Here is a 21,704-nt window from a genome sequence, read left to right as displayed (position 1 = left end):
GGCCGTCCTCCCCCGTTCGCGAACCCACCCCACCGCAGGAGGAACCATGGGCACCGCCCGCCGTACGCTCGCCGTCCGCCTCGGCCCCGCCGCCGTCCTCGCCTGTGCGCTCGCACTGGCGGTACCGGCGCCGGCCGGGGCCGCCGACAGCACCCCGTTCGAGATCAACAGCGCCGCCACCGGCAAGTGCCTGGAGGTCGCGGACTGGCGCACCGACGACGGCGCACCCGTCCGCCAGTGGACCTGCACCGGCGGCGACAACCAGAAGTGGGTCCGGACCGACCGCGGCGAGTTCGTCAACGTCCGCAGCGGCAAGTGCCTGGAGATCCCCGGATACAGCACCACCTGGGGCACCCGGGCCGGCCAGTGGACCTGCAACGGCGGGCTCAACCAGACCTGGACCGAGACCGTCGTCCACCACAGCGGGATCCGCACCCTGACCAACGGTCACAGCGGTCTCCTGCTCGACCTCACCGGCTCCAGCGCCGACGACGGCACCCCCGTGGCCCAGTGGGGGAAGAACAACGGCCTCAACCAGGTCTGGTTCTACTCGCCGTGGCCGGCCGGCAGCGTCCGCTAGACAACCCCAGCACCCCGTCTCGACAGCGAAGGGACCACCCCATGCGCGCACCGCTCGGCAGCCGGCTCGCCTCCGGCGCCGCCGTCCTCGCCCTCGCGTCCGGCCTCGCCGTGACCGGGTCGGCCTCGGCGGCCGCCTCGGAGCAGATCCCGCGCTACACCCCCTACTTCGAGCTCTTCAACCACTCGACCGGCAAGTGCCTGGAGGTCTCCGACTGGCGCAGGGACGCGGGTGCGCCCGTCCGCCAGTGGACCTGCACCGGCGGGGCCAACCAGCAGTGGGCGGCCAACAGCAACGGGTTCCTGGTCAACCGGAACAGCGGGCTGTGCCTCGACGTCCCCGGCGGCAGCACCGTCTGGGGCGAACGGCCCGTCCAGTCGCACTGCGCACCGCGACCGGCGTCGGGCAGCCAGCGCTGGTACGTCCCCGGGGTCAACAGCGACCCGGTCGGCACCGTCGGCAACGGCAACGGCCTGGTGCTCGACGTGGCCGGGTACGACGCGAGCGACGGCGCCCCGGTGATCCAGTGGGGCGCCAACGGGGGACTCAACCAGCTGTGGACCGGCCTCCGGCCGCCCGTCCGACTCTGAGCACGCGCGCGGGCACGGACGGTCCCGCCTCCCGGACCGGTGACGTCCGCGGTTAGGCTCGGGGGCGTGCCCGAAGCCGTGACACCCCCGACGCCGCCCGTACCGGCAGAGACCGGCCCCGTGCCGGCGGACGCCTCGCCGACGGACGCCTCGCCGACGGTGTCCTCACCGACGGTTCCCGCGCCCGCGGGGCGTCTGCCGCGCGCGGTCCGGGTCCGGTTCGCGGCGCTCCTGGCGATCCTCGGTGCCGCGGCCGGCTCGCTCCTGCTGTGGAGCCCGACGGCGCTGCTCGACGGCGGGCTCCCGCCCGGCGTGCCGCTGGCTCCCGTGTTCGTGGCGGTCTACGCACTGGGCACGGTGGCGTTCTTCCCCCGGCCGGCGCTCAACGCGGCCGCGGGGCTGCTGCTGGGCGTGCAGCAGGGCGTGGTGCTGGCCGTCCTCGGCACCACGCTCGGCGCGGCAATGGCGTTCGTCCTGGCCCGCCGGCTCGGGCGGGACGCGCTCCGCCCCTACCTGCGCGGGCGGCTGCTGCTCTCCCTGGACCGCCGCTTCACCGAGCAGGGCTTCCGCAGCGTCTTCCTGCTGCGGTTGCTGCCCGGGCTGCCGTTCCAGGCGGGCAACTACGGCGCCGCCTTCTCCGGGGTGCCGTTCGTCCCCTTCGTCACCGCGACGGCGCTGGGGGTGACGCCGTTGACGGCGGTCTACGTCACGGCCGCGGCCACCGCGCGCGAGCCCGGGTCGACGGCGTTCCTGCTGTCGGCCGGGGCCATCGGGGTGCTCTGCCTGGTGAGTCTGGTCTCGCTGTGGCGGGCCGCCGCCCGGCGGCGCTCGACCGCGGCCTGAGCGCCCGGCGCCCGACCCGGTGCGCCGGGCGCGTCGGACCCGCCGATCCGCTCGGCCGGCCGGGGGTCACTGTCGGACGTGTGTGAAATCGTTCCCGCATTGTTGACAGAAGGTCAATTGCGCGGTGACCGCGACCGATATGGTCTACGCGCGCAACCGTACGTCGCGCACCAGCGTCGCAAGAGGTGTCCGGGTCCGCCCGGGCTTCCGGCGCGGCACGACTCGTACGGGGGTCGCGAGCGGGCACGGTACCGGTGATCAGTGCGATACTCGGACAGTTCCGACGAGTGGATGACGTGTCAAAAGGACACGCGCACCCGGGGGACCTGTACGGAACGAGGCAGGGAGGCGCGGCATGGGAGCACTTCGCGACGAGCACCACAACGGGTGGCTGATGCCCTCCGGGAACTACCCGGCCGCGGTGTACGACGACGAGTGGGTCGAGCAGGAGACGGTGCAGTCCTCCCCAGCCCCCACCAAGATCGTCTCCCTGCGGCCGACCGGATTCGAGGCAGCCCGCACGGTCGGCGAGCACATCCGGGCCAGCATCCCGGTGGTCATGGACCTCACCGAGATGGACGAGGCCGAGGCCAAGCGCATGGTCGACTTCGCCTCCGGTCTGATCTTCGGCACCCGTGGCGGCATCGAGCGGATCGCCCGCCGGGTGTTCCTGCTGACCCCGGCGGACGTCGAGGTGATGGTCATCGACCGACCCCTGGACGAGACCGGGTTCTACAACCAGAGCTGACCGCGGAAGCCCGCGACCGGGGACGGCAGGTGCCGTCCCCGGTTTTTTGCTGCCCGCCGCCCATCGACTCTCGCCTCATCTGCGTCACCGGAATTAATTTTGAGACATCCATGTCTCATTCAGCGTACACTCGCTCCATGGCCACCGATCGTGACTCCGTCCTCGAAGCCGCTGTCGGCGTGCTCTCCCGCCGCCCGACCGCCCACCTCGACGAGATCGCCCGCGCCGCGGGCATCAGCCGCGCCACCCTGCACCGGCTCTTCCCGGGCCGTGACGCGCTGATCCGCGAGGTCGGCCTGCTCGGCCTCCGCCGGTTCGGCGCCGCGCTCGACACCGCGGCCGTCGAGGAGGGCGACGCCCACACCGCGCTGCGCCGCCTGGTCGACGCGGTCGTCCCGGACGCCGCGCTCTGCGCGTTCCTGGCCGGCGAGAACCAGCTCTACGACGACGCCGACATCAACGACCTCTGGGACTCCCAGATCGACCGGATGCACGCACTCTTCCTGCGCGGGCAGCAGCAGGGCGCCTTCCGGATCGAACTCTCGGCGGCCTGGCTGAGCGAGGCCTTCTTCGACCTGGTGGCCGGCATCGGCTGGGCCATCCAGGACGGCCGGCTCGCCCCGCGCGACGCCGCGTTCTCGCTGGCCGAACTGTTCCTCGGCGGCGCGCTGCGCAGCTCCCGGCCGCAGCCCCACCCGCAGCCTCAGCCGCACTGATCTCCACCATCCACGCACCTCGGACCGGAAACCGGACACCGATACCCATGAGCAGCACCGTCCACCTCCGCCCCCGCCAGCGCTGGACCGGCCTCGCCGTCCTCGTCCTGGCCGTCACCCTGGTCGCCGTCGACGCGACCGTCCTCTCCCTGGCCATCCCCTCGATCAGCGAGACCCTGCGGCCCAGCGGCACCCAGCTGCTCTGGATCGGCGACGCCTACTCCTTCGTCCTGGCCGGCCTGCTGGTCTCGATGGGCGCGCTCAGTGACCGGATCGGCCGCAAGAAGCTGCTGCTGGCCGGCTCCGCCGCGTTCGGCGCCGCCTCGCTGCTCGCCGCCTACGCCCCCACCGCCGGCTGGCTGATCGTCGCCCGCGCGCTGCTCGGCGTCGCCGGGGCGACCGTCATGCCGTCCACGCTCTCGCTGATCCGCTCGCTCTTCCCGGACGACCGGGAGCGGGCCACCGCGATCGGCATCTGGGGCGCGGCGGCCACCGCCGGCGCCGCGCTCGGCCCGGTGGTCGGCGGGGTGCTGCTGGAGCACTTCTGGTGGGGCTCGGTCTTCCTGCTCAACATCCCGGTGCTGCTCCTGCTGCTGGTGCTCGGTGCCTGGCTGCTGCCCGAGTCGAAGGACCCGAAGCCCGGCCGCTGGGACGTGCTGAGCGTGCTGCTCTCCCTCACCGGTGTGATCGGCGTGGTCTACGCGATCAAGGAGGCCGCCGCCCACGGCCTCGTCCGCTGGGACGTGCCGGTCGCGGCCGTCCTGGGCGCGGCGGCGCTGACCGTCTTCGTCCGCCGCCAGCTGCGGCTGGAGACCCCGCTGCTGGACGTCCGGCTCTTCACCGACCGTCGCTTCACCGCCGCCGTCCTCGCGTCGCTGACCGCGCTGATCGGGCTCTCCGGCGTGGTCTTCGTGACCTCGCAGTACCTGCAGCTGGTACGCGGCTACCCGCCGCTGAAGGCCGGCCTGGCCGAGCTGCCGGCCTTCGCCGGCGCGGTGGTCGGCGGCCTGCTGACCGCGCGGCTGGTCCGCCGCACGGGTGCCCGCACCGCGCTGACCGCCGGACTGCTGACGATGGGCGTCGGGATCGGCATCCTCGGCTGGATCCAGCAGGACACCACCTACCTGGTGCTGGCCGCCGCCTTCCTCCTGGTCGGCACGGCCGAGGGCGTGGTCTACACGCTCGGCGCCGACCTGGTGCTGGGTGCCGCGCCCGCCGACAAGGCCGGCGCCGCGTCCGCGGTCTCCGAGACGGCGTACGAGCTGGGCACCGCGCTCGGCATCGCGCTGGTCGGCTCGGTGGTCGGCGCACTGTACGTGGGCCGGCTGGTCGTCCCCGCCGAGGCCGGGTCTGCGGCGGCGCAGGCCGGTGAGTCGCTGGGCGGCGCGGTCGAGGCCGCGCACGGACTGCCGGAGGCGCTGGCCGCTCCGCTGCTGGCCAGTGCCCGGGACGCCTTCGTCCACGGGCTGAACGTCGCGGCGGTCCTGGCGGGCGTGCTGCTGCTGGGCGCGGCCCTGCTGGCCTGGCGGCTGCTGCGGAAGCTGCCCGACGCGGCCCCGCAGCAGGAGCCGAAGGAGGAGCGGACGCCGGAGAAGGCCGGGGTGTAGCCACGGGCACGCGGGGCCCGGTCCGATCGTCGATCGGACCGGGCCCCGTCGTGTGCCGGTCCCGACGGTTCGCGCCGGACGGACGCTTTCGGGCAGGCCCGGCGGCGTCACACCGCGCCGAAGGGGAGCTCCAGCTCCGCCCAGACCACCTTGCCGTCGCGGGTCAGCCGGCTCCCCCAGCGCTGGGCGAGTTCGCTGACCAGGAACATGCCGCGCCCGCCCTCGTCCTGCTCGGCGAAGGGGCGCAGCTGGGGCGTCTGGCCGCCGGCGTCCGCGACCTCCAGGGTGAGCACCCGGTCGCGGAAGAGCCGGAGCCGGCGCGGGGCGTCGGCGTGCAGCAGGGCGTTCGTGACCAGCTCGCTGACCAGCAGCTCGGCGTAGTCGGAGAGGCCGGACAGGCCCCAGCCGTCGAGCGTGCTGCGGGTGAAGCGGCGGGCCATGCCGGGGAGCCTCCCGCCGCCGGTGAGCGGCAGGGTGGCGACCCGGTCCGCGGGCAGCGGCAGCACCCGGGCCATGATCATCGCGATGTCGTCGTCGGTGCCGTCGGTGACCAGCGCGCCGAGGACGGCGTCGCAGCTCTCCTCCAGGGTGCGTCCGGGGCCGGAGAGGGTGCGGGCGAACAGGTCGATGCCCTCGTCGAGGTCGCGGCCTCGGCGTTCGACCAGGCCGTCGGTGTAGAGGGCGACCATGGCGCCCTCCGGGAGGCTGAACCCGACGGATTCGAAGGCCACGCCGCCGACCCCGAGCGGGACGCCCGGCGGCACCTCCACCCGGCGGGCGGTGCCGTCGGGGGCCACCCAGACGGGCGGCAGGTGGCCCGCCGAGGCGACCTGGACGGTGCGCTCCAGGGGGTCGTAGACGGCGCAGATACAGGTGGCGAACTGGCCCTCGCCGATGCCGGAGGCGGTCTCGTCCAGCCGGGTGAGCACCTGCTCGGGCGGCATGTCCAGGGTGGCGAGGGTGCGGGCGACGGTGCGCAGCTGGCCCATGGTGGCGGCGGCCCGGATGCCGTGGCCCATGACGTCGCCGACGACCAGGGCGACCCGCCCGCAGGAGAGCGGCACGACGTCGAACCAGTCGCCGCCGACCTCGCTGGTGACGCTGGAGGGCAGGTAGCGGTAGGCGATCTCCAGACCCAGGGTCCGGTGGATCTCCTGGGGCAGCAGGCTGCGCTGGAGGGTGAGCGCGGTCTCGCGCTCGCGCCGGTAGAGCCGGGCGTTGTCGATGGCGAGGGCGGTGCGGGCGATCAGCTCCTCGGCGAGCGCGACGTCCGCGGCGGTGAACGGCTCGGGGTTGCGCATGCGGATGAACTCGGCGCCGCCCAGCACCATGCCCCGCGCGGTGAGCGGGAGCATCAGGTACGAGTGGATGCCCGCCTCGATGCCGGGGGCGACGCGGTCCTCGGAGGCGACCAGCCCGCGCAGCACCTCCTCGTCGACGTGGGCGCGCAGCAGCGGGCGGCCGCTGCGCAGGCACTGGGTGTAGCTGCGGCCGGGGGCGTACTCGGAAACCTCGCCGATGGTGTCGACGGCGTGGACCAGTCCGGACTCGTAGGACTCGCCGACGGCGACGGCGCGCAGCTGGACGGAGCGGTCCTCCGGGATGGCGGTGGGCTCGGAGCCGCGCAGCACCGTTTCGAGCAGGTCCACGGTGGCGAAGTCGGCGAACCGCGGGACGACCGCCTCGATCAGTTCCTCGGCGGTGCGCTGGAGGTCGAGGGTGGTGCCGATCCGGGCGGTGGCCTCGGCGATGGTGGAGAGACGTTCCTGCGCGCGGGCGGCGCGGGCCTCGGCCTGGAAGCGCTCGGTGACGTCGATGATCGACGAACAGACGCCGAAGACCCGGCCGGTGGAGTCCTCCAGCCGGAAGTAGGAGGCGGACCAGGCGCGGTCGCGGCGCGGGTCCCCGGGAACGCGGCCGTGCGAGCGGGCGTCGACGACGGGGCGGCCGGTGGCGAGCACCTGGCGCATGGTCTGTTCTATCTCGGCGCTGTTGATGCCGGGCAGCACACTGCTGATCCGGCGGCCGAGGTGGGCGGCGACGGGGACGCCGTTCATCCGGGCCAGCGACTCGTTCAGCCGAACGTAGCGCAGGTCGGTGTCGTAGACGGCCATCCCGATCGGGGACTGGCCGAAGATGCCGTCGAGGACGGCGAGGTCCGCCTCGACGCGGTGCAGGGCGACGGTGTCGGAGGCGGTGGCGAGCAGCAGCAGGGTGCCGCCGGGGCCGGAGATCGGGTAGGTGCGGAACTCCAGCTCGACGGTGTGACCGTCGCGGTGGCGGACGGGGAAGACGCCCGACCAGCCCTTGCCGCCCATGATGCGTTCGAAGAGCTCCAGCACTTCGGGGCGGTCGTCCGAGGCGGTGAGCAGCTGGGCCGCGTAGCTGCCGACGGCCTCGTCGGCGGGGTAGCCGAGCAGTGCCTCGGCGTCCTCGCTCCAGTGGAGGATCAGACCGTCGTCCTGGAGCAGGGCGGTGGCGAGCGGAACGAGCCGATGGCCGTCCAGACGTGCGGAGGTGCCGCCCGGATCGGGGCCGGCGGCGTCGGTCGCGTCCCACTCGTGTCTCCGCATGATCAGGCAGCACCCCGGTTCGGCTCGTGCCCGGCCGGGCGGGGCCTCGCGGTCCGTGCCGGCCGGGGTTCTTCTCCAGACTGCACGGACATCGGCCGCCCGGCGACCCCTTGGTGAAGGGTCGGCCGGTCGTTCAGGTGTACGGGCGTCATGGGCGTACCGGCCGCAGCGTACCCTCAAGAACGCCCGCCCACTGCCGGATCACTCCGGATCGTCGTGCACTGTCGTCGGTGAGCAGGTTCGCCAGGCCGAGACCGCGTGCCATGTCGAGGGTGGCCTGCACCGTCTCGCGAACACCGGGAACGCTTTCGTCGGCCCCGAGGAACTCGACGGCGGCCCGGTGGGCCTCGCGTCCGACGTGTCCCTCCAGGCCGATGATCCGGTCGCGCAGCGACTCCTCGGTGGCGGCGGCGACCCACAGGTGGAGGGCCGCGCGGAACAGCGGGCCGGTGTAGAGGCGGACGATCATGCCGACGACGGCCTCGGTGCGCGCCGGGCCCGCGGCCGGCAGCTCGTCCGCGTGGGCCCGGACGGCGGCCAGCCGCTCGGCGGTGACGTGCTCGACCGCCGCGGTGAAGAGGTCCTCGCGGGTCGGGAAGTGGTGCTGGGCCGCGCCCCGGGAGACGCCGGCCCGCTCGGCGACGACGGCGACGGTGGAGCCGTTCCAGCCGAGCTCGGCGAGGCAGTCGACGGCCGCCGCCAGCAGCCGCGCCCGGGTGGCACGGCTGCGGTCCTGCTGGGGGGCGCGGGCGGCGGGGTGCGTGGTCATCTGCGGTGGCGGTTCCGTTCGTGCGAGGGCCGGCGGGCGGGGCCGGGGACGGCGACCGGCCCGGGGGCCCGGGGGGTGCGCCAGATCCTGCCAGACCACGGCCCGTGCGGTGCGGCCGGTGACGCCCCGGGTCGTTCGGCGACGCGGCGGGTGCCCGTCAGCGGGCGGCCTCCCGGGCCCGCAGCTCCCGGCGCAGGATCTTGCCGGCCGGGGACTTGGGGACGACCTCCAGGAACTCGACCACGCGGACCTTCTTGTACGGGGCGACCTGCCCGGCCACGAAGGCCGCGACCTCCTCCTCGGTGAGCGCGCTGCCCGGAGCCCGCACCACGAAGGCCTTGGGGCACTCGGTGCCCTCGGCGTTGCGCACGCCGATCACCGCCGCGTCGGCGATCTGCGGGTGGCTGAGCAGCAGCGCCTCCAGTTCGGCGGGGGCGACCTGGTACCCCTTGTACTTGATCAGCTCCTTCACCCGGTCGACGATGTGCAGGTAGCCGCGGTCGTCGACGAAGCCGACGTCCCCGGTGTGCAGCCAGCCGTCGGCGTCGACGGTGGCGGCGGTCTCGGACGCGCGGCCGAGGTAGCCCTTCATCACCTGGGGGCCGCGGATCAGCAGCTCGCCGCGTTCACCGGGGCCGAGGTCCGGGTCGCTGCCGTCGAGGGCGGCGACGCGCAGCTCGGTGGAGGGGACCATCCGGCCGACCGAGCCCGGCGGCGGGTCGGTCTCGGAGGGGGAGACCAGGTGGCTGACCGGGGAGAGCTCGGTCATGCCGTAGCCCTGGAGGATGTGCGGCAGGCCGAGGCGGCGGGCGCAGGACTCGGCGAGATCGCCGTCCAGCGGGGCCGCCGCGCAGAGCAGGTACTCGACCGAGGACAGGTCGTAGCGGTCGACCACCGGGTGCCGGGCCAGGGCGAGGGCGATCGGCGGGGCCACGATCAGGGCCTGGACGCGCTGCTCCTCGATGGTGCGGCAGAACTGTTCCAGGTCGAAGCGGGGCAGCACGACGACGGTGGCACCGCAGCGCAGCGGCTGGTTGAGCAGGGCGGCGAGGCCGTAGATGTGGAAGAAGGGGAGGACCGCGAGCACCCGTTCGCCCTCTGCGGGGCGGTAGAGGGCGTCGGTCTGGGCGAGGTTGGTGGCGATCGAGCGGTGGGTGAGCATCACCCCCTTGGGCATCCCGGTGGTGCCGCTGGAGTACGGCAGGACGGCGATGTCGGTCGCCGGGTCGAGGTCGATCTCGGGTGCGGGGCCGGTGGCGGCGAGCAGGTCGGCGAGCGAGCGGTGGCCCGGGACGCCGTCCAGGACAATGATCTCGGCGAGCGGCCGGCCTTCGGCGGCGAGCTTCTCGGCGGCGGCCCGGGCGGTGGGCAGGAACGCCGAGACGGTGATCAGCCAGCGGGCGCCGCTGTCGGCCAGCTGGCCGGCGAGGTCGCCGGGGGTGGCGAAGGAGGAGACGGTGGTGACGGTGGCGCCGGCCCGACCGGCGCCGTAGCAGGCCATCGGGTAGCCGATGGAGTTGGGACTGAACAGGGCCACCACGTCGCCCTGGCGGACGCCCGCCTCGGCCAGTCCGGCCGCGACCCGGCGGACGGCACGGCCGAGCTGGGCGTGGGTGACCGTCTCGCCGGTGACGCCGTCGACCAGGGCGGGCCGGTCACCGTGGCGTTCGGCGCCGCCCAGGACGGCCTCGTGCAGGGGCAGGTCGACGATGCCGACGTCCGGGAACTCGCTGTGGAACACCAAGGAGTGCCTCCTGTGCGGAAATTGGCGCGGGGCGGGGTGGCCGGCGGGAGGTCCTGGACGACCGGCCGCACGGTGCGCACAGGAGCATACGGACAGTGGCCGGGCGGTGCGTCGTAGTGACGAACGTTTGGCGGAGCGCGCGGGGCGCAAGAAGGGGCGCGGTCCGCGAACACCGAGGTCGGAGGGCCGGACGCCTCCGGAGACGGTCAGATGCCAGAACGATGATGCGACGATCCGTTCGAGGGCTCGGCGCGGTGGGGCGGCAGGGAGTCCTCGGGGCGGGGCCGGACCGGTTCCGGACGGGACCGGTCCGGCCCGCCTAGTAGGACCTGGGCAGCCCGAGCGTGTGCTGGGCCACGTAGTTGAGCACCATCTCGCGGCTGACCGGGGCGACCCGGCCGACCCTGGTCGCGGCGAGCAGGGCCCCGAGGCCGTACTCCTGGGTGAGACCGTTGCCGCCGAGGGTCTGAACGGCCTGGTCGACCGTCCGGGCGGCCGCCTCCCCCGCCGCGTACTTCGCCATGTTGGCGGCCTCGCCTGCGGCCCGGTCGTCGCCCGCGTCGTAGAGCAGACCCGCCTTCTGGGTCATCAGCCGCGCCAGCTCGATCTCCACCGCGCACCGGGCGAGCGGGTGCGCCAGGCCCTGGTGCGCGCCGATCGGGGTCGACCAGACGGTGCGGGTCTTCGCGTACTCGACGGCCTTGCCGAGCGCCTGGCGGGCCAGACCGAGGGAGAACGCGGCGGTCATGATCCGCTCGGGGTTGAGGCCCGCGAAGAGCTGGAGCAGCCCCGCGTCCTCGTCCCCGACCAGGGCGTCGGCGGGCAGCCGGACCTCGTCCAGGAAGACCTGGAACTGGCGTTCGGGGGAGACCAGTTCCATCGGGATCGGCCGGAACTCGAAGCCCGGGGTCCCGCGCGGGACGACGAACAGGGCGGGCTTGAGCCGCCCGGTGCGGGCGTCCTCGGTGCGGGCGACGAACAGGACGGCGTCGGAGTGGTCGATGCCGGAGACGAACACCTTGCGGCCGGTCAGCAGCCAGTCCCCGCCGTCGCGGCGCGCGACGGTGGAGATCCGGTGCGTGTTGGAGCCGGCGTCCGGCTCGGTGATGCCGAAGGCCATCCGCCGGCTGCCGTCGGCCAGTCCGGGCAGCCAGTGCCGCTTCTGCTCCTCGGTGCCGAAACGGGCCACGACCGTGCCGCAGATCGCCGGGGAGACGATCAGGAGCAGCAACGGGCACCCGGCGGTGCCGAGTTCCTCCAGGACGATGGCGAGGTCGGTGATCCCGCCGCCACCACCGCCGTACTCGGCGGGGAGGTTCACCCCGAGATAGCCGGCCTTCCCGGCATCGGCCCAGAGCTCGTCGACGGGCTCGCCGGCGCGGGCCCTGGCCAGGTAGTAGGCGGAGCCGTAACGGGCGCCGAGGTCGGCGACGGCGCGGCGCAGCGCCTGGCGTTCGGGGCTCTCGACGAGCGGGCTGCCGGGGGCGGTGGTGCGCGGTGCGGACATGGTCTGGTCCTTCCGGGCGGGGGCGAGGGCTCTCGGTACGGGGGGCGGGGGCGGCCGGCGAGCCGGGGCCGCGGCTGCGGCTGCGGCTGCGGCCGGGGCCCGGCTCGGCCGTTCCGGGCGGCCGGTGCTCAGGTGGCGGGCTGCACGACGGCGAGCAGGGTGCCGAGTTCCACCTGCTGGCCCGGGGCGGCCCGGAGCTCGGCGAGAACGCCGTCGGTGGGAGCGGTGACGCGGTGCTCCATCTTCATCGCCTCCAGCCAGAGCAGCGGCTGCCCGGCGGTGACGGTGTCGCCGACGGCGGCGACGGTGCGGACGACGGTGCCGGGCATCGGGGCGAGCAGCGCGCCCGGGTCGGTCCGCGCGGCGGGGTCGGGGAAGCGGTCCGACACGGTGAGCACCGTGGTGCCGGACGGTGTGTCGACGTACACGCGGTCGCCGTGGCGGGTGACGTCGAAGGTCCGGCGGAGCGGGCCGGTCCGCAGCGTGACGCGCTCCGGCGCGGAGTCGACCAGGACCGTGTCCGGGTGGCCCTCGGCCCGCAGGCCGTCGCGGGTGAGCCGGTAGCGGACCTCCGTCTCGACGCCGTCGGCGGTCCGGTAGCGCTTCACCTGTGGCTGGGAGGGGAGGTTGCGCCAGCCCGACGGCAGTGCGGTCCGGCGGCCCGCCGCGTCGGCGAGGGCGGCGGCGAGGGCGGCGAGGGCGGCGAAGGCCCGGTCAGCACCGTCGGGGGCGGCGCCGCGGGCGCCGCCGAGGGCCGGGGCGCCCGGCGCGACGAGCTCGGCCGCGTGCTCGGTCAGGAAGGCGGTGTGCAGGCGCCCCGCCAGGAACTCCGGGTGCCGGAGCGCGCGCACCAGCAACTCCCGGTTGGTGACGGGCCCGTGGATGCGGACCCGGGCGAGCGCGTCCGCCAGCCGCCGGGCGGCGGCCGACCGGGTCGGCCCCCAGGCGATCACCTTCGCCAGCATCGCGTCGTAGTGCGCCGTGATCTCGCCGCCGTCGGCGACGCCGGAGTCCAGCCGTAGCCCGCGCCCGGTGAACTCGGTGTGCGGGAGCGGGATCCCGAAACGGTGCAGGACGCCGGTGGAGGGCCGCCAGGCGTGGTCCGGGTCCTCCGCGTAGAGGCGGGCCTCGATCGCGCAGCCGACCGTCTCCGGCGCGGGCCCGGTGAGCCTCCCGCCCTCGGCGACGGTGAGCTGGAGGGCGACCAGGTCGAGGCCGGTGACGGCTTCGGTGACCGGATGCTCCACCTGGAGACGGGTGTTCATCTCCAGGAAGTAGAACCGCCCGTCCGGCGCGAGCAGGAACTCCGCCGTCCCCGCGCCGACGTACCCGGTGGCCCGGGCGGCGGCGACGGCGGCTTCGTGCAGGGCGGCGCGCACCGCCGGGTCGAGGCCGGGCGCGGGCGCCTCCTCGACGACCTTCTGGTGCCGCCGCTGCAACGAGCAGTCACGGTCGCCCACCGCCCACACCGTCCCGTGCGCGTCGGCGAGCACCTGCACCTCGACGTGCCGGCCGGCGGGCAGGTAGCGCTCGCAGAACACCTCGTCGGAGCCGAAGGCCCTCGCCGCCTCCACCCTGGCCGAAGCCAACTCGCCCTCCAGGTCGGCCAGTCGGCGTACCACCCGCATACCGCGCCCACCGCCGCCGGCGGCCGCCTTGACCAGCAGCGGCAGGTCGGCCTCGACCGGCTCGGCCAAGGCGTCCAGGACGGGCACACCGGCCTTCGTCATCAGCCGCTTGGCGGCCGTCTTGGAGCCCATCGCGGCGATCGTCTCCGGCCCGGGACCGACCCAGACGAGGCCCGCGTCCAGCACGGCCCGCGCGAAACCGGCGTCCTCCGAGAGGAACCCGTACCCGGGGTGGACGGCATCGGCGCCGGCCGCGCGCGCGGCGGCGATCAGGAGGTCGCCGCGCAGGTAGGTGTCGGCGGGCGCCGCACCGGGCAGCCGGACGGCGGTGTCGGCCTCGCGGACGTGCGGGGCATCGGCGTCCGGGTCGGCGTACACGGCCGTGGTGGCGATGCCCAACTCCCGGCACGTGTGCAGGATCCGGCGGGCGATCTCGCCGCGGTTGGCCACCAGCAGGTGGGTGATCAGCACGTTGTTCCCTCTCACATCCGGAAGACGCCATAGCCGGACGCGCCCTCGACCGGCGCGTTGTGGACCGCGGAGAGGCAGAGCCCGAGCACCGTCCGGGTGTCGCGCGGGTCGATCACCCCGTCGTCGTAGAGCCGCCCGGAGAGGAACACCGGCAGCGACTCCGCCTCGATCTGCTGCTCCACCACGGCCCGGATCGCCGCGTCCGCGTCCTCGTCGTAGGGCCGGCCCTTCGCGGCGGCGGACTGCCGCGCGACGATCGACAGCACCCCGGCCAGTTGCTGCGGCCCCATCACCGCCGACTTGGCGCTCGGCCACGCGAACAGGAACCGCGGGTCGTACGCCCGCCCGCACATGCCGTAGTGACCGGCCCCGTAGGAGGCACCCAGCAGCACGGACAGGTGCGGGATGCGGGAGTTGGCGACCGCGTTGATCATCATCGCGCCGTGCTTGATGATGCCGCCCTGCTCGTACGCGCGGCCGACCATGTACCCGGTGGTGTTGTGCAGGAAGAGCAGCGGGACCGCCCGCTGGTTGGCCAGCTGGATGAACTGCGCCGCCTTCTGGGACTCCTGGCTGAACAGGACGCCCTGCGCGTTGGCCAGGATGCCGACCGGGTATCCGTGCAGGCGGGCCCAGCCGGTGGCCAGGCTGGTGCCGTAGAGCGGCTTGAACTCGTCGAAGTCGGAGCCGTCGACGATCCGGGCGATCACCTCGCGCGGGTCGAACGGCACCTTGAGGTCACCCGGGACGATGCCGAGCAGTTCCTCCTCGGCGTACTTCGGCGGCTCGGCCGACGGGTCGGGGTCGGGGCCCGGCTTGCGGTGGTCGAAGCGGGCCACGATCCGGCGGGCGAGGCGCAGCGCGTCCTGCTCGTCCGCCGCGAAGTGATCGGCCAGCCCGGAGGTGCGGGCGTGCATCTCGGCGCCGCCGAGCGACTCGTCGTCCGTCTCCTCCCCGGTGGCCATCTTCACCAGCGGCGGGCCGCCCAGGAACACCTTGGCCCGCTCCGCGACCATCACGGTGTGGTCGGACATCCCGGGCACGTAGGCGCCGCCGGCCGTCGAGTTGCCGAACACCACCGCCACGGTGGGGATCCCGGCGGCGGAGAGCCGGGTGAGGTCGCGGAAGAGGGCGCCGCCGGGGATGAAGATCTCCTTCTGGCTGGGCAGGTCGGCTCCGCCGGACTCGACCAGATTGACCAGGGGGAGACGGTTGGTGAGGGCGATCTCGTTGGCGCGCAGGGCCTTGCGCAGCGTCCACGGGTTGGAGGCTCCGCCGCGCACGGTCGGGTCGTTGGCGGTGATCACGCACTCGACGCCCTCGACCACGCCGATCCCCGTGACCAGTGCGGCGCCCACCGGGTAGTCGCTGCCCCAGGCGGCGAGCGGGGAGAGCTCCAGGAACGGCGAGTCCTGGTCGATCAGCAGCTCGATCCGCTCCCGCGGCAGCAACTTGCCGCGCTCGCGGTGGCGTTCGACGTACCTGGGACCGCCGCCGGCCAGCGCCGCGGCATGCTCGGCGTCGAGTTCGGCCAGCTTGGCGAGCATCGCGGCGCGGTGCCCGGTGAAGTCGGCGCCGCCCGGGTCGAGGCGGGTGGGCAGGACGGTCACAACAGTGCCTCCGGGATGTCGAGGTGGCGCGAGCGCAGCCACTCCCCCAGCGCCTTCGCCTGCGGGTCGAAGCGGTGCCGGGCCGCCACCCCCTCGCCGAGCAGACCGGTGATGGTGAAGTTGAGCGCGCGGAGGTTCGGCAGGACGTGCCGGACGATCTCCGACTCCGACGTCTCGGGGAGGAGCTCCCGCAGCCGGTCGACGGTGAGGGCGTGCGCGAGCCAGCGCCAGCCGGGCTCGTCGCGGGCCCAGACGCCGAGGTTGGCGTCACCGCCCTTGTCGCCGCTCCTGGCGCCCGCCACCAGGCCGAGCGGTGCCCGGCGGGTGGGACCGCCGTCGGGGAGCGGCTCCGGGAGCCCGTACCCGGCTTCCCCGCCCGGGAGTTGCGGCGCGGGCGGGGGCGGTTCGGGACGCGGCGGTGCGGCCGGCGGCGGTGCGGCGGGCGGCGGTGCGGCGGGCGGGACGGCCACCCGGCGGCCGTCCGGCAGGACCGCCGTGTGCTCGACCACCGCCGCGTCCACGGGCACGGCCGTGAACACCCCGTACGGCGCCCCGGGCCCGGGCGGTGCGACCAGGTGGAAGCCCGGGTAGCCGGCGAGCCCCAGTTCCACCGCCGCCCTGCCGAGGTCGCGGCCGACCCTGGCGGGGTCCGGATCCCGTGCGGTGAGCCGGAGCAGCGCGGAGGAGGTCTCCTCGGTCTCGGCGTCCGGGTGGTCGGTGCGGGCCAGCGTCCAGCGCAGCTCGGCAGGCCGGGATCCGGGCGCCAGCGCCTCCTCGAACTGCCGCCGCACCAGGTCCGCCTTGGCCTCGATGTCCAGCCCGGTGAGGACGAAGACCACCTCGTTGCGGTGCCCGCCCAGCCGGTTGAGCCCGGCCTTGAGCGTGGTGGGCGGGGCCTCGCCGCGCACCCCGTCGATCCGGACCCGGTCCGGGCCCTCCCGGGTGAGCCGGACGGTGTCCAGACGCGCCGTCACGTCCGGCCCCAGATAGCGCGGTCCACCCGTCTCGTAGAGGAGCTGGGCGGTGACGGTGCCGACGGTGACCGCGCCGCCCGTCCCGGGGTGCTTGGTCACCACGCTGGACCCGTCGGCGTGCAGCTCCGCGACCGGGAAGCCGGGCCGGGTGACGTCGTGCTCCCGGAAGAACGCGTAGTTGCCGCCGGTGGCCTGCGCGCCGCACTCCAGGACGTGCCCGGCGACGACGGCGCCCGCGAGGGCGTCCAGGTCGTCCCCGGTCCAGCCGAAGCGGGCGACGGCCGGCCCGACGACCAACGAGGCGTCGGTCACCCGGCCGGTGACCACCACGTCGGCGCCGGCCGTCAGGCACTCCGCGACGCCGAACGCTCCGAGGTAGGCGTTGGCCGCCAACAGCCCCTCCGGGAGTCCGAGTTCGGCCCGGCGGGGCAGCAGGTCGTCCCCCTCGACGTACGCGACAGCCGGCTCCAGCCCCTGTCGCTTCGCCAACTCCACGACGGCGTCCGCCAGTCGGGCCGGGTTGAGCCCGCCGGCGTTGGTCACGATCCGGACCCCGCGATCCAGGGCCAGGCCGAGGCACTCCTCCATCTGCCGGAGGAAGGTCTTCGCGTACCCGAGGGAGGGATCCCTCAGCCGGTCGCGGGCGAGGATCAGCATGGTCAGCTCGGCCAGGTAGTCCCCGGTGAGCACGTCCAACGGCCCGCCCGTGAGCATCTCCCGCACCGCCGAGAACCGGTCCCCGTAGAACCCCGACGCATTGCCGATCCGCAGCACCGGCCCCGGCCGATCCGCCGCCCCCGCACCCGACTTCGACCCCGATGTCACGCGAGCGCCTCCCCGACCGGTGGCCCGATGTTCGCCGTCGGTGAGCAGAGTGGCACCGTGCGCGAGAAAAAGCAATCACGCCTGCTTGTTTTCACGTCCAGAGCAGGACCCCGCCGACGGGAGGATCTTGTGACTGGAACCGATCGCGGGCCGGGAGGCCGGTCACGGCCGGGTCGGACCGGCGACGGTGAACGCGCGGCCACACAAACGGTCAGTCGGGGCGTCGGCGCGGACGCGCCGTCCGCTTCGCCTGGCCCCGCCCGCACCCCGGGCGGCAGCGGCGCGAGGTCCTGGGACACCCTTCCGTCCCGGCTGTGATTCACGTCACTGCCAGCGGCTCGGTGCAGCATTCGGCCCCGTTCCGCCGTCATGGGGGCAGTGATCGGGACGGGACGAGGAGAGGAGGTCGGCGGGTGAGGTTTCGCAGGAGCGGTCCGGACAACGGATTCACGGAGTTCGTCGCACATCGGTCGGGAGCGTTGTTCCGCACCGCGTATGCGCTGACCGGGGACGTGCACGTGGCCGAGGATCTGGTGCAGGAGACGCTGGAGCGGGCGTGCCGACAGTGGCGGAGGGTCGCGGTGGCGGACTCGCCGGAGGCGTACGTGCGCAAAGTGCTGGTCAACCTGGCCAACGACCGCTGGCGGCGGCTGTCGCGCCGGGGCGAGCGCCCCGGGCTGTCGGGGGTGCCCGAGATGGCCGACCCCCGGGACCGGTTCGGGCAGGTGGATCTGCGCGCGGAACTGATCGAGGCACTGCTCGGGCTGCCGATGGGCATGCGCAGCGTGGTGGTCCTGTACTACCTGCACGATCTGGACGCCCGGCAGGTCGCCGACGTCCTGGACATCTCTTCGAGTGCGGTGAGGTCCCAGCTCGCCCGCGGCCTGGCCAAGCTGCGCGATTCCGTATCGGGCGCCCAGGCGCCGCACACGCCGTCTGCCGCTTTCGGAGGTACGAAGTGAGGAACACGTCGTTCGGACCGGCCCCGTTCGAGCCGGGCCTCGAAGCCGAGCTGCGTGCCGCGGTGGCCTCCTTCGCCGACGGGCCGACGGCACCGGTCGTCGATGCGGCCGCGATCGAGCGAGCCGTCAGCCGCAGCCGCACCCGCCGGGCGCTCCTCGGCACCGCTGCGGCGTGCTGCGTGCTGGCGTGCGCCACGGTGGGGTTCTTCGCGCTGAAGCCCGTGCCACCCGCGCCCGGCGCCTCCCCGTCCCTGTCCTCACCGGCGAACGGGGCGTGCACCCCGCTCGCCACCGGCACCCCCAAGAGCGGAAGCGCCGATGCGACTCCGACACAGGAGCAGGAGCAGACCGCAGGAGCGGGCATCGCGCTTCCGGACCTGGCTGGCATGCCGGTCGGACAGGCCGGAAGCCTGCTGCGCGGACTCGGACTGAGCTGCACGATCATGCGGCACACGGACTGGAACGCTCCCGCGGGGCAGGTGATCAGCAGTCAGCCCCGGGGCGGCGCAGCACCGGTGGCACCGGGCTCGTCCGTCCTCCTGCTGGTCTCGACGGGCAAACCCGGCGGAACCTGAGCGACCGGGCCCTTCGGCCCGCGCACCGGCCGAGTGACCCAGGGGCCGGTGCCGGGCAGTCCGTCGACCGCGGCGCACCGGCTGGACGCCCCCGGCCACTTGCAGAAGCCGTCGGCCGACGCGGGATCAACTGCATTCGGTGTGCGGCTGAGCCGCGGCACGCTGGTCCGAGCAGGAGCGCGAGCCCGTCCGGGGACGGCCCGTCAACAGGAGGACAGCGGGCGCGGGGCCCGTACGGGTGAGGGAGGGGCGCGGTTTTCGCGAGCCGACGGGCGGGGCGGCAGATCGCGGGGCGGTGTTCTGCCCGCCGGACCGCTCCGGGTGTGGTGATCTTCCCCCTGTGGCCGGCGGTGTCCGCCGGCCGGTCCGTCGGTGATGACTAACGGTGAGGAGGCGGCATGTCCGAAGGCGTGGACGTTCCGGAGCGTGACGAGGCCTACTTCAAGGCCCTTGTCGAGCGCGACAGGAAGGGCCTGGAGGGGAGCGGGGGAACCCTGAACCTGCTCACATTCAGGGTGGAGTTCGAGGACGAACGCCGGCCTGCCGTGGCGCGGCAGCTGGACAGCGCGGAAGCACTCGCCGCGACCAAGGCGGACGCGTTCGTCCTGCCCGAGGGCTGCCACTACCGGATCAGGGTCGACTTCCGTGTCGACGATGCGCCCGTGTCCGGGGTCCTGTACACCAGCAGCCACTACCGCAAAGGTCTCAGGGTCGGCCGGGAAAAGCAGATGTTGGGTTCGTTCCCACAGCAGGGAATGCCGCACTCGGTGACCTTCCCCCGTCACGGCTGGGAGGAGGCACCCAGCGGGATGCTGAACCGTGGGAGCTACACCGCCAAGGCGGAGCTCCACGACGACGAGGGCAAGGCACTCGCAGAATTCGAGTACGCCTTCGACATCAGGACGGCCTGACCCGGCGCCCCGGGAGGCAGCGCCGCACCATCCCCTGCGTTCGTCCTTCCGAACTGCACTGACAGGGGCAGGCCCTGGATCCCGGGGCCTGCCCGGCCGGCTGTCTCCGACAACCGTGGCCAGGTGCTCCTGACAGGTCACCCGTCCAGGAAGCCGCCTGCACCCGTGCCCCCGGCGCGGCGTCCGCCCGGGCCCGCCTCGCCGCGCTCCGGGCCGATCCGCTCGCGGCCGGGCTCCACGAGAAGGCCCGCCGGCGGTTCGCCCCACTCGACGGCACGCCGGCGGCCGGCACCCGCCGCGACCGCCCCCTCGGGCGCCCGGGTGCCACTGCCGCCAAGGGCGCCCCGGGGCGGGTCCGCAACGTGCGAAGGCGCCATCGCCCCCTCCCGACGCGTGCACACCTGGGAAGCCTCATCCGGACAGACGGAATACCCTGCGAAGGCGAGGTGCGCCAACTAGAGTCGCGGCCAAGACAGTTCGCCGCCGGGCGCGCGGCCCGACCACCGGCCACCCGCGAGCGGGCGGTACCACCGCCCCGGTGTGCCCGGTGTCCGTACCGGCGGCGAGCAAGCACGGCCCGTCCCGTACCACCGCACCACCGGCCCGTCCGCCGCAACCGCCGCCGGACCGCGCCGACATGTCGCCGAGTAGACAGGGAACCCGTGCCATGGACTTCCGGACCGGCCGCCGTACGGCGATCGCCGTCACCGCCGCCCTCACCGCCGGAGCGCTGCTGGGGGCCGCCCCCGCGACGCCGGCCGCACCCGTCGCGGCCACCGCCCCCACCCCGACCATCCTGCAGACCGGCCTGCCCGCCCGGTCCTTCAGCGACCCCACCGGGGTCAACGACAACGGCGTCGTCGTCGGCTACGCCTACGGGTCCCAGGGCAACGACACCAGCGCCATCCGCTGGAACCCCGACCTCACCCCCACCACCCTCCCCCCGCTGTCCGGCGAGGACTTCGCGCAGGCCCTGGGGGTGAACGACGCGAACCTCGCCATCGGCATCTCCTGGCCCGCCTCCCGGGACCGCTACCGGGCGACGGCCGTCCGCTGGGCGGCCGACGGCACACCCACCGTCCTGCCGCCGCTGCCCGGCGACCAGTACAGCAAGCCCACGGCGATCGGCTCCGGCGGCGCCGTGGTCGGGGTCTCCGGCAACGGCGCCGTGGAGCACGCCGTGGCCTGGCGCCCGGACGGCACCGTCGTCGCCCTCGCCCCGCTGCCCGGGGGCACCAGGAGCGAGGCCGTCGACATCAACGGCGCCGGAGTCGCGATCGGCCGCTCCTCCACGGGGAGCGGCACGTACCGCGGCGTGATCTGGAGCTCCACCGGCACCCCGACCCCGTTCCAGACCGGTCCGACCGGCGGGGCCGGCGACGTGCCGGTCCAGATCAACGACGCCGGCACGGTGATCGGATGGGCCGACCGGCCGCAGTCGACCGGAACCGTCCGGCACGGCCTGGTCCGGTCGCCCAACGGGGCGATCCTCGACCTCGGGGCGAACACCCTGCCGGTCGCGATCAACGGCTCCGGCACCGTCGTGGGCCAGCACCAGCCGAACCCGACCTCCAGCCAGACGTCCGCCGCGAAGTGGAGCCCCACCGGCACCCTCACCCCTCTCCCCCTCGCCGCCTCGTCGGGCGCCAAGTCGACCGCCGTCGGGATCAACGACTCCGGCACCGCGATCGGCTACTCGTGGGACGGCATCCCGGCCCGGCAGTACCAGGCGGGCAAGATCTGGGCCGCCGACGGCACCCTCACGGACCTCGACCCCACCGGCACCACCAACACCACCCTGTTCATCAACAACACGGGCCTGGTCGTCGGGCTCTCGCTGTTCCGGTCGGCGGGAAGTCTCTACCCCTCCCACCTGGCCACCGTCTGGCGTCCGTAGGGTCCGAGTCGCCTGTGCCGCACCGGGATCACCCGCAGGGTGACGCACGAGGCGGGGGGGGGGCGCCCCCCCCGGGGGGGGGCCCCCCCCCCCCCCCCCCGGCCGGGCCCGTAAATTAACTGCCCAAGGCGGGGGGCCCCGCGAGGGGGTCCGGTAGGGCCGGGCCAGGGGAGG

At 74.2% G+C, this 21,704-nt stretch carries 17 protein-coding genes; 10 read left to right on the top strand and 7 right to left on the bottom strand.

All coding sequences use genetic code 11. From position 1 onward, the window contains the following. Positions 1-46: 46 nt before the first annotated feature. The 6 genes from ACFWIC_RS08345 to ACFWIC_RS08320 all read left to right on the top strand — a co-directional run bounded on the left by ACFWIC_RS08345 (position 47) and on the right by ACFWIC_RS08320 (position 5,084). Positions 47-580, top strand: a complete 534-nt coding sequence (locus tag ACFWIC_RS08345; RefSeq protein ID WP_329948187.1) for an RICIN domain-containing protein — start codon at positions 47-49, stop codon at positions 578-580. Positions 581-621: 41 nt separating this feature from the next. Beyond that, positions 622-1,170, top strand: a complete 549-nt coding sequence (locus ACFWIC_RS08340; RefSeq protein WP_380516947.1) for an RICIN domain-containing protein — start codon at positions 622-624, stop codon at positions 1,168-1,170. Positions 1,171-1,236: 66 nt separating this feature from the next. Next, a complete protein-coding gene (locus ACFWIC_RS08335; RefSeq protein ID WP_380516944.1) occupies positions 1,237-2,013 on the top strand; it encodes a TVP38/TMEM64 family protein in 777 nt (258 codons plus the stop codon). 355 nt (positions 2,014-2,368) lie between these two features. Further along, positions 2,369-2,761, top strand: a complete 393-nt coding sequence (locus ACFWIC_RS08330) for a cell division protein SepF (protein ID WP_329882440.1) — start codon at positions 2,369-2,371, stop codon at positions 2,759-2,761. A gap of 137 nt (positions 2,762-2,898) precedes the next feature. Beyond that, on the top strand, positions 2,899-3,477 hold the full coding sequence (locus tag ACFWIC_RS08325) for a TetR/AcrR family transcriptional regulator (RefSeq protein WP_380516942.1): 579 nt from the start codon (positions 2,899-2,901) through the stop codon (positions 3,475-3,477). A gap of 47 nt (positions 3,478-3,524) precedes the next feature. Further along, a complete protein-coding gene (locus ACFWIC_RS08320) occupies positions 3,525-5,084 on the top strand; it encodes an MFS transporter (RefSeq protein ID WP_380355617.1) in 1,560 nt (519 codons plus the stop codon). A 107-nt stretch (positions 5,085-5,191) separates the two neighbouring features. Here the strand turns inward: ACFWIC_RS08320 and ACFWIC_RS08315 are convergent, their stop codons facing one another. The 7 genes from ACFWIC_RS08315 to ACFWIC_RS08285 form a co-directional block, all read right to left on the bottom strand. Beyond that, a complete protein-coding gene (locus ACFWIC_RS08315; RefSeq protein ID WP_329950754.1) occupies positions 5,192-7,657 on the bottom strand; it encodes a SpoIIE family protein phosphatase in 2,466 nt (821 codons plus the stop codon). Between the two features lie 148 nt (positions 7,658-7,805). Continuing rightward, positions 7,806-8,426, bottom strand: coding sequence for a TetR/AcrR family transcriptional regulator (locus ACFWIC_RS08310; RefSeq protein ID WP_329950755.1), 621 nt, complete (start codon positions 8,424-8,426; stop codon positions 7,806-7,808). A 157-nt stretch (positions 8,427-8,583) separates the two neighbouring features. Next, positions 8,584-10,170, bottom strand: a complete 1,587-nt coding sequence (locus tag ACFWIC_RS08305; RefSeq protein WP_329950756.1) for a 4-coumarate--CoA ligase family protein — start codon at positions 10,168-10,170, stop codon at positions 8,584-8,586. 319 nt (positions 10,171-10,489) lie between these two features. After that, positions 10,490-11,677 carry an acyl-CoA dehydrogenase gene (locus tag ACFWIC_RS08300; protein WP_329950757.1) on the bottom strand — a complete coding sequence of 396 codons (1,188 nt, stop codon included), beginning with the start codon at positions 11,675-11,677 and terminating at the stop codon, positions 10,490-10,492. A 128-nt stretch (positions 11,678-11,805) separates the two neighbouring features. After that, positions 11,806-13,773 (bottom strand): acetyl/propionyl/methylcrotonyl-CoA carboxylase subunit alpha, encoded by a 1,968-nt coding sequence (locus tag ACFWIC_RS08295; protein WP_380517063.1) that lies wholly within the window; start codon positions 13,771-13,773, stop codon positions 11,806-11,808. 14 nt (positions 13,774-13,787) lie between these two features. After that, complete coding sequence (locus ACFWIC_RS08290; protein ID WP_380516936.1) at positions 13,788-15,386, bottom strand: acyl-CoA carboxylase subunit beta; 1,599 nt, start codon at positions 15,384-15,386, stop codon at positions 13,788-13,790. Continuing rightward, positions 15,383-17,074, bottom strand: a complete 1,692-nt coding sequence (locus ACFWIC_RS08285) for an acyclic terpene utilization AtuA family protein (protein WP_380517060.1) — start codon at positions 17,072-17,074, stop codon at positions 15,383-15,385. The genes ACFWIC_RS08290 and ACFWIC_RS08285 overlap by 4 nt, the downstream gene beginning before the upstream one ends. A 524-nt stretch (positions 17,075-17,598) precedes the next feature. Between ACFWIC_RS08285 and ACFWIC_RS08280 the strand changes: the two genes are divergently transcribed. From ACFWIC_RS08280 to ACFWIC_RS08265, 4 genes are all read left to right on the top strand, one after another. Beyond that, positions 17,599-18,147 (top strand): SigE family RNA polymerase sigma factor, encoded by a 549-nt coding sequence (locus tag ACFWIC_RS08280; protein WP_380516933.1) that lies wholly within the window; start codon positions 17,599-17,601, stop codon positions 18,145-18,147. Beyond that, positions 18,144-18,722 (top strand): PASTA domain-containing protein, encoded by a 579-nt coding sequence (locus ACFWIC_RS08275; protein ID WP_380516930.1) that lies wholly within the window; start codon positions 18,144-18,146, stop codon positions 18,720-18,722. Before ACFWIC_RS08280 ends, ACFWIC_RS08275 begins: the two co-directional genes overlap by 4 nt. A gap of 398 nt (positions 18,723-19,120) precedes the next feature. Next, positions 19,121-19,633 carry a hypothetical protein gene (locus tag ACFWIC_RS08270; RefSeq protein ID WP_380355600.1) on the top strand — a complete coding sequence of 171 codons (513 nt, stop codon included), beginning with the start codon at positions 19,121-19,123 and terminating at the stop codon, positions 19,631-19,633. Between the two features lie 667 nt (positions 19,634-20,300). Then, on the top strand, positions 20,301-21,530 hold the full coding sequence (locus tag ACFWIC_RS08265; RefSeq protein ID WP_380516927.1) for a hypothetical protein: 1,230 nt from the start codon (positions 20,301-20,303) through the stop codon (positions 21,528-21,530). The last annotated feature ends 174 nt before the right edge of the window (positions 21,531-21,704 follow it).

The organism is Kitasatospora sp. NPDC127035 (assembly GCF_042726075.1).
GTDB lineage: Bacteria > Actinomycetota > Actinomycetes > Streptomycetales > Streptomycetaceae > Kitasatospora.
This window is presented reverse-complemented; position numbering and strand designations above follow the sequence as displayed.

Bases quoted from the DNA above. Each gene is read 5' to 3' on its own strand.
- ACFWIC_RS08345 (WP_329948187.1), top strand. From the start codon at position 47: ATGGGCACCGCCCGCCGTACGCTCGCCGTCCGCCTCGGCCCCGCCGCC.
- ACFWIC_RS08340 (WP_380516947.1), top strand. From the start codon at position 622: ATGCGCGCACCGCTCGGCAGCCGGCTCGCCTCCGGCGCCGCCGTCCTC.
- ACFWIC_RS08330 (WP_329882440.1), top strand. From the start codon at position 2,369: ATGGGAGCACTTCGCGACGAGCACCACAACGGGTGGCTGATGCCCTCC.
- ACFWIC_RS08325 (WP_380516942.1), top strand. From the start codon at position 2,899: ATGGCCACCGATCGTGACTCCGTCCTCGAAGCCGCTGTCGGCGTGCTC.
- ACFWIC_RS08320 (WP_380355617.1), top strand. From the start codon at position 3,525: ATGAGCAGCACCGTCCACCTCCGCCCCCGCCAGCGCTGGACCGGCCTC.
- ACFWIC_RS08315 (WP_329950754.1), bottom strand. From the start codon at position 7,657: ATGCGGAGACACGAGTGGGACGCGACCGACGCCGCCGGCCCCGATCCG.
- ACFWIC_RS08310 (WP_329950755.1), bottom strand. From the start codon at position 8,426: ATGACCACGCACCCCGCCGCCCGCGCCCCCCAGCAGGACCGCAGCCGT.
- ACFWIC_RS08300 (WP_329950757.1), bottom strand. From the start codon at position 11,677: ATGTCCGCACCGCGCACCACCGCCCCCGGCAGCCCGCTCGTCGAGAGC.
- ACFWIC_RS08285 (WP_380517060.1), bottom strand. From the start codon at position 17,074: ATGCTCACGGGCGGGCCGTTGGACGTGCTCACCGGGGACTACCTGGCC.
- ACFWIC_RS08270 (WP_380355600.1), top strand. From the start codon at position 19,121: ATGTCCGAAGGCGTGGACGTTCCGGAGCGTGACGAGGCCTACTTCAAG.
- ACFWIC_RS08265 (WP_380516927.1), top strand. From the start codon at position 20,301: ATGGACTTCCGGACCGGCCGCCGTACGGCGATCGCCGTCACCGCCGCC.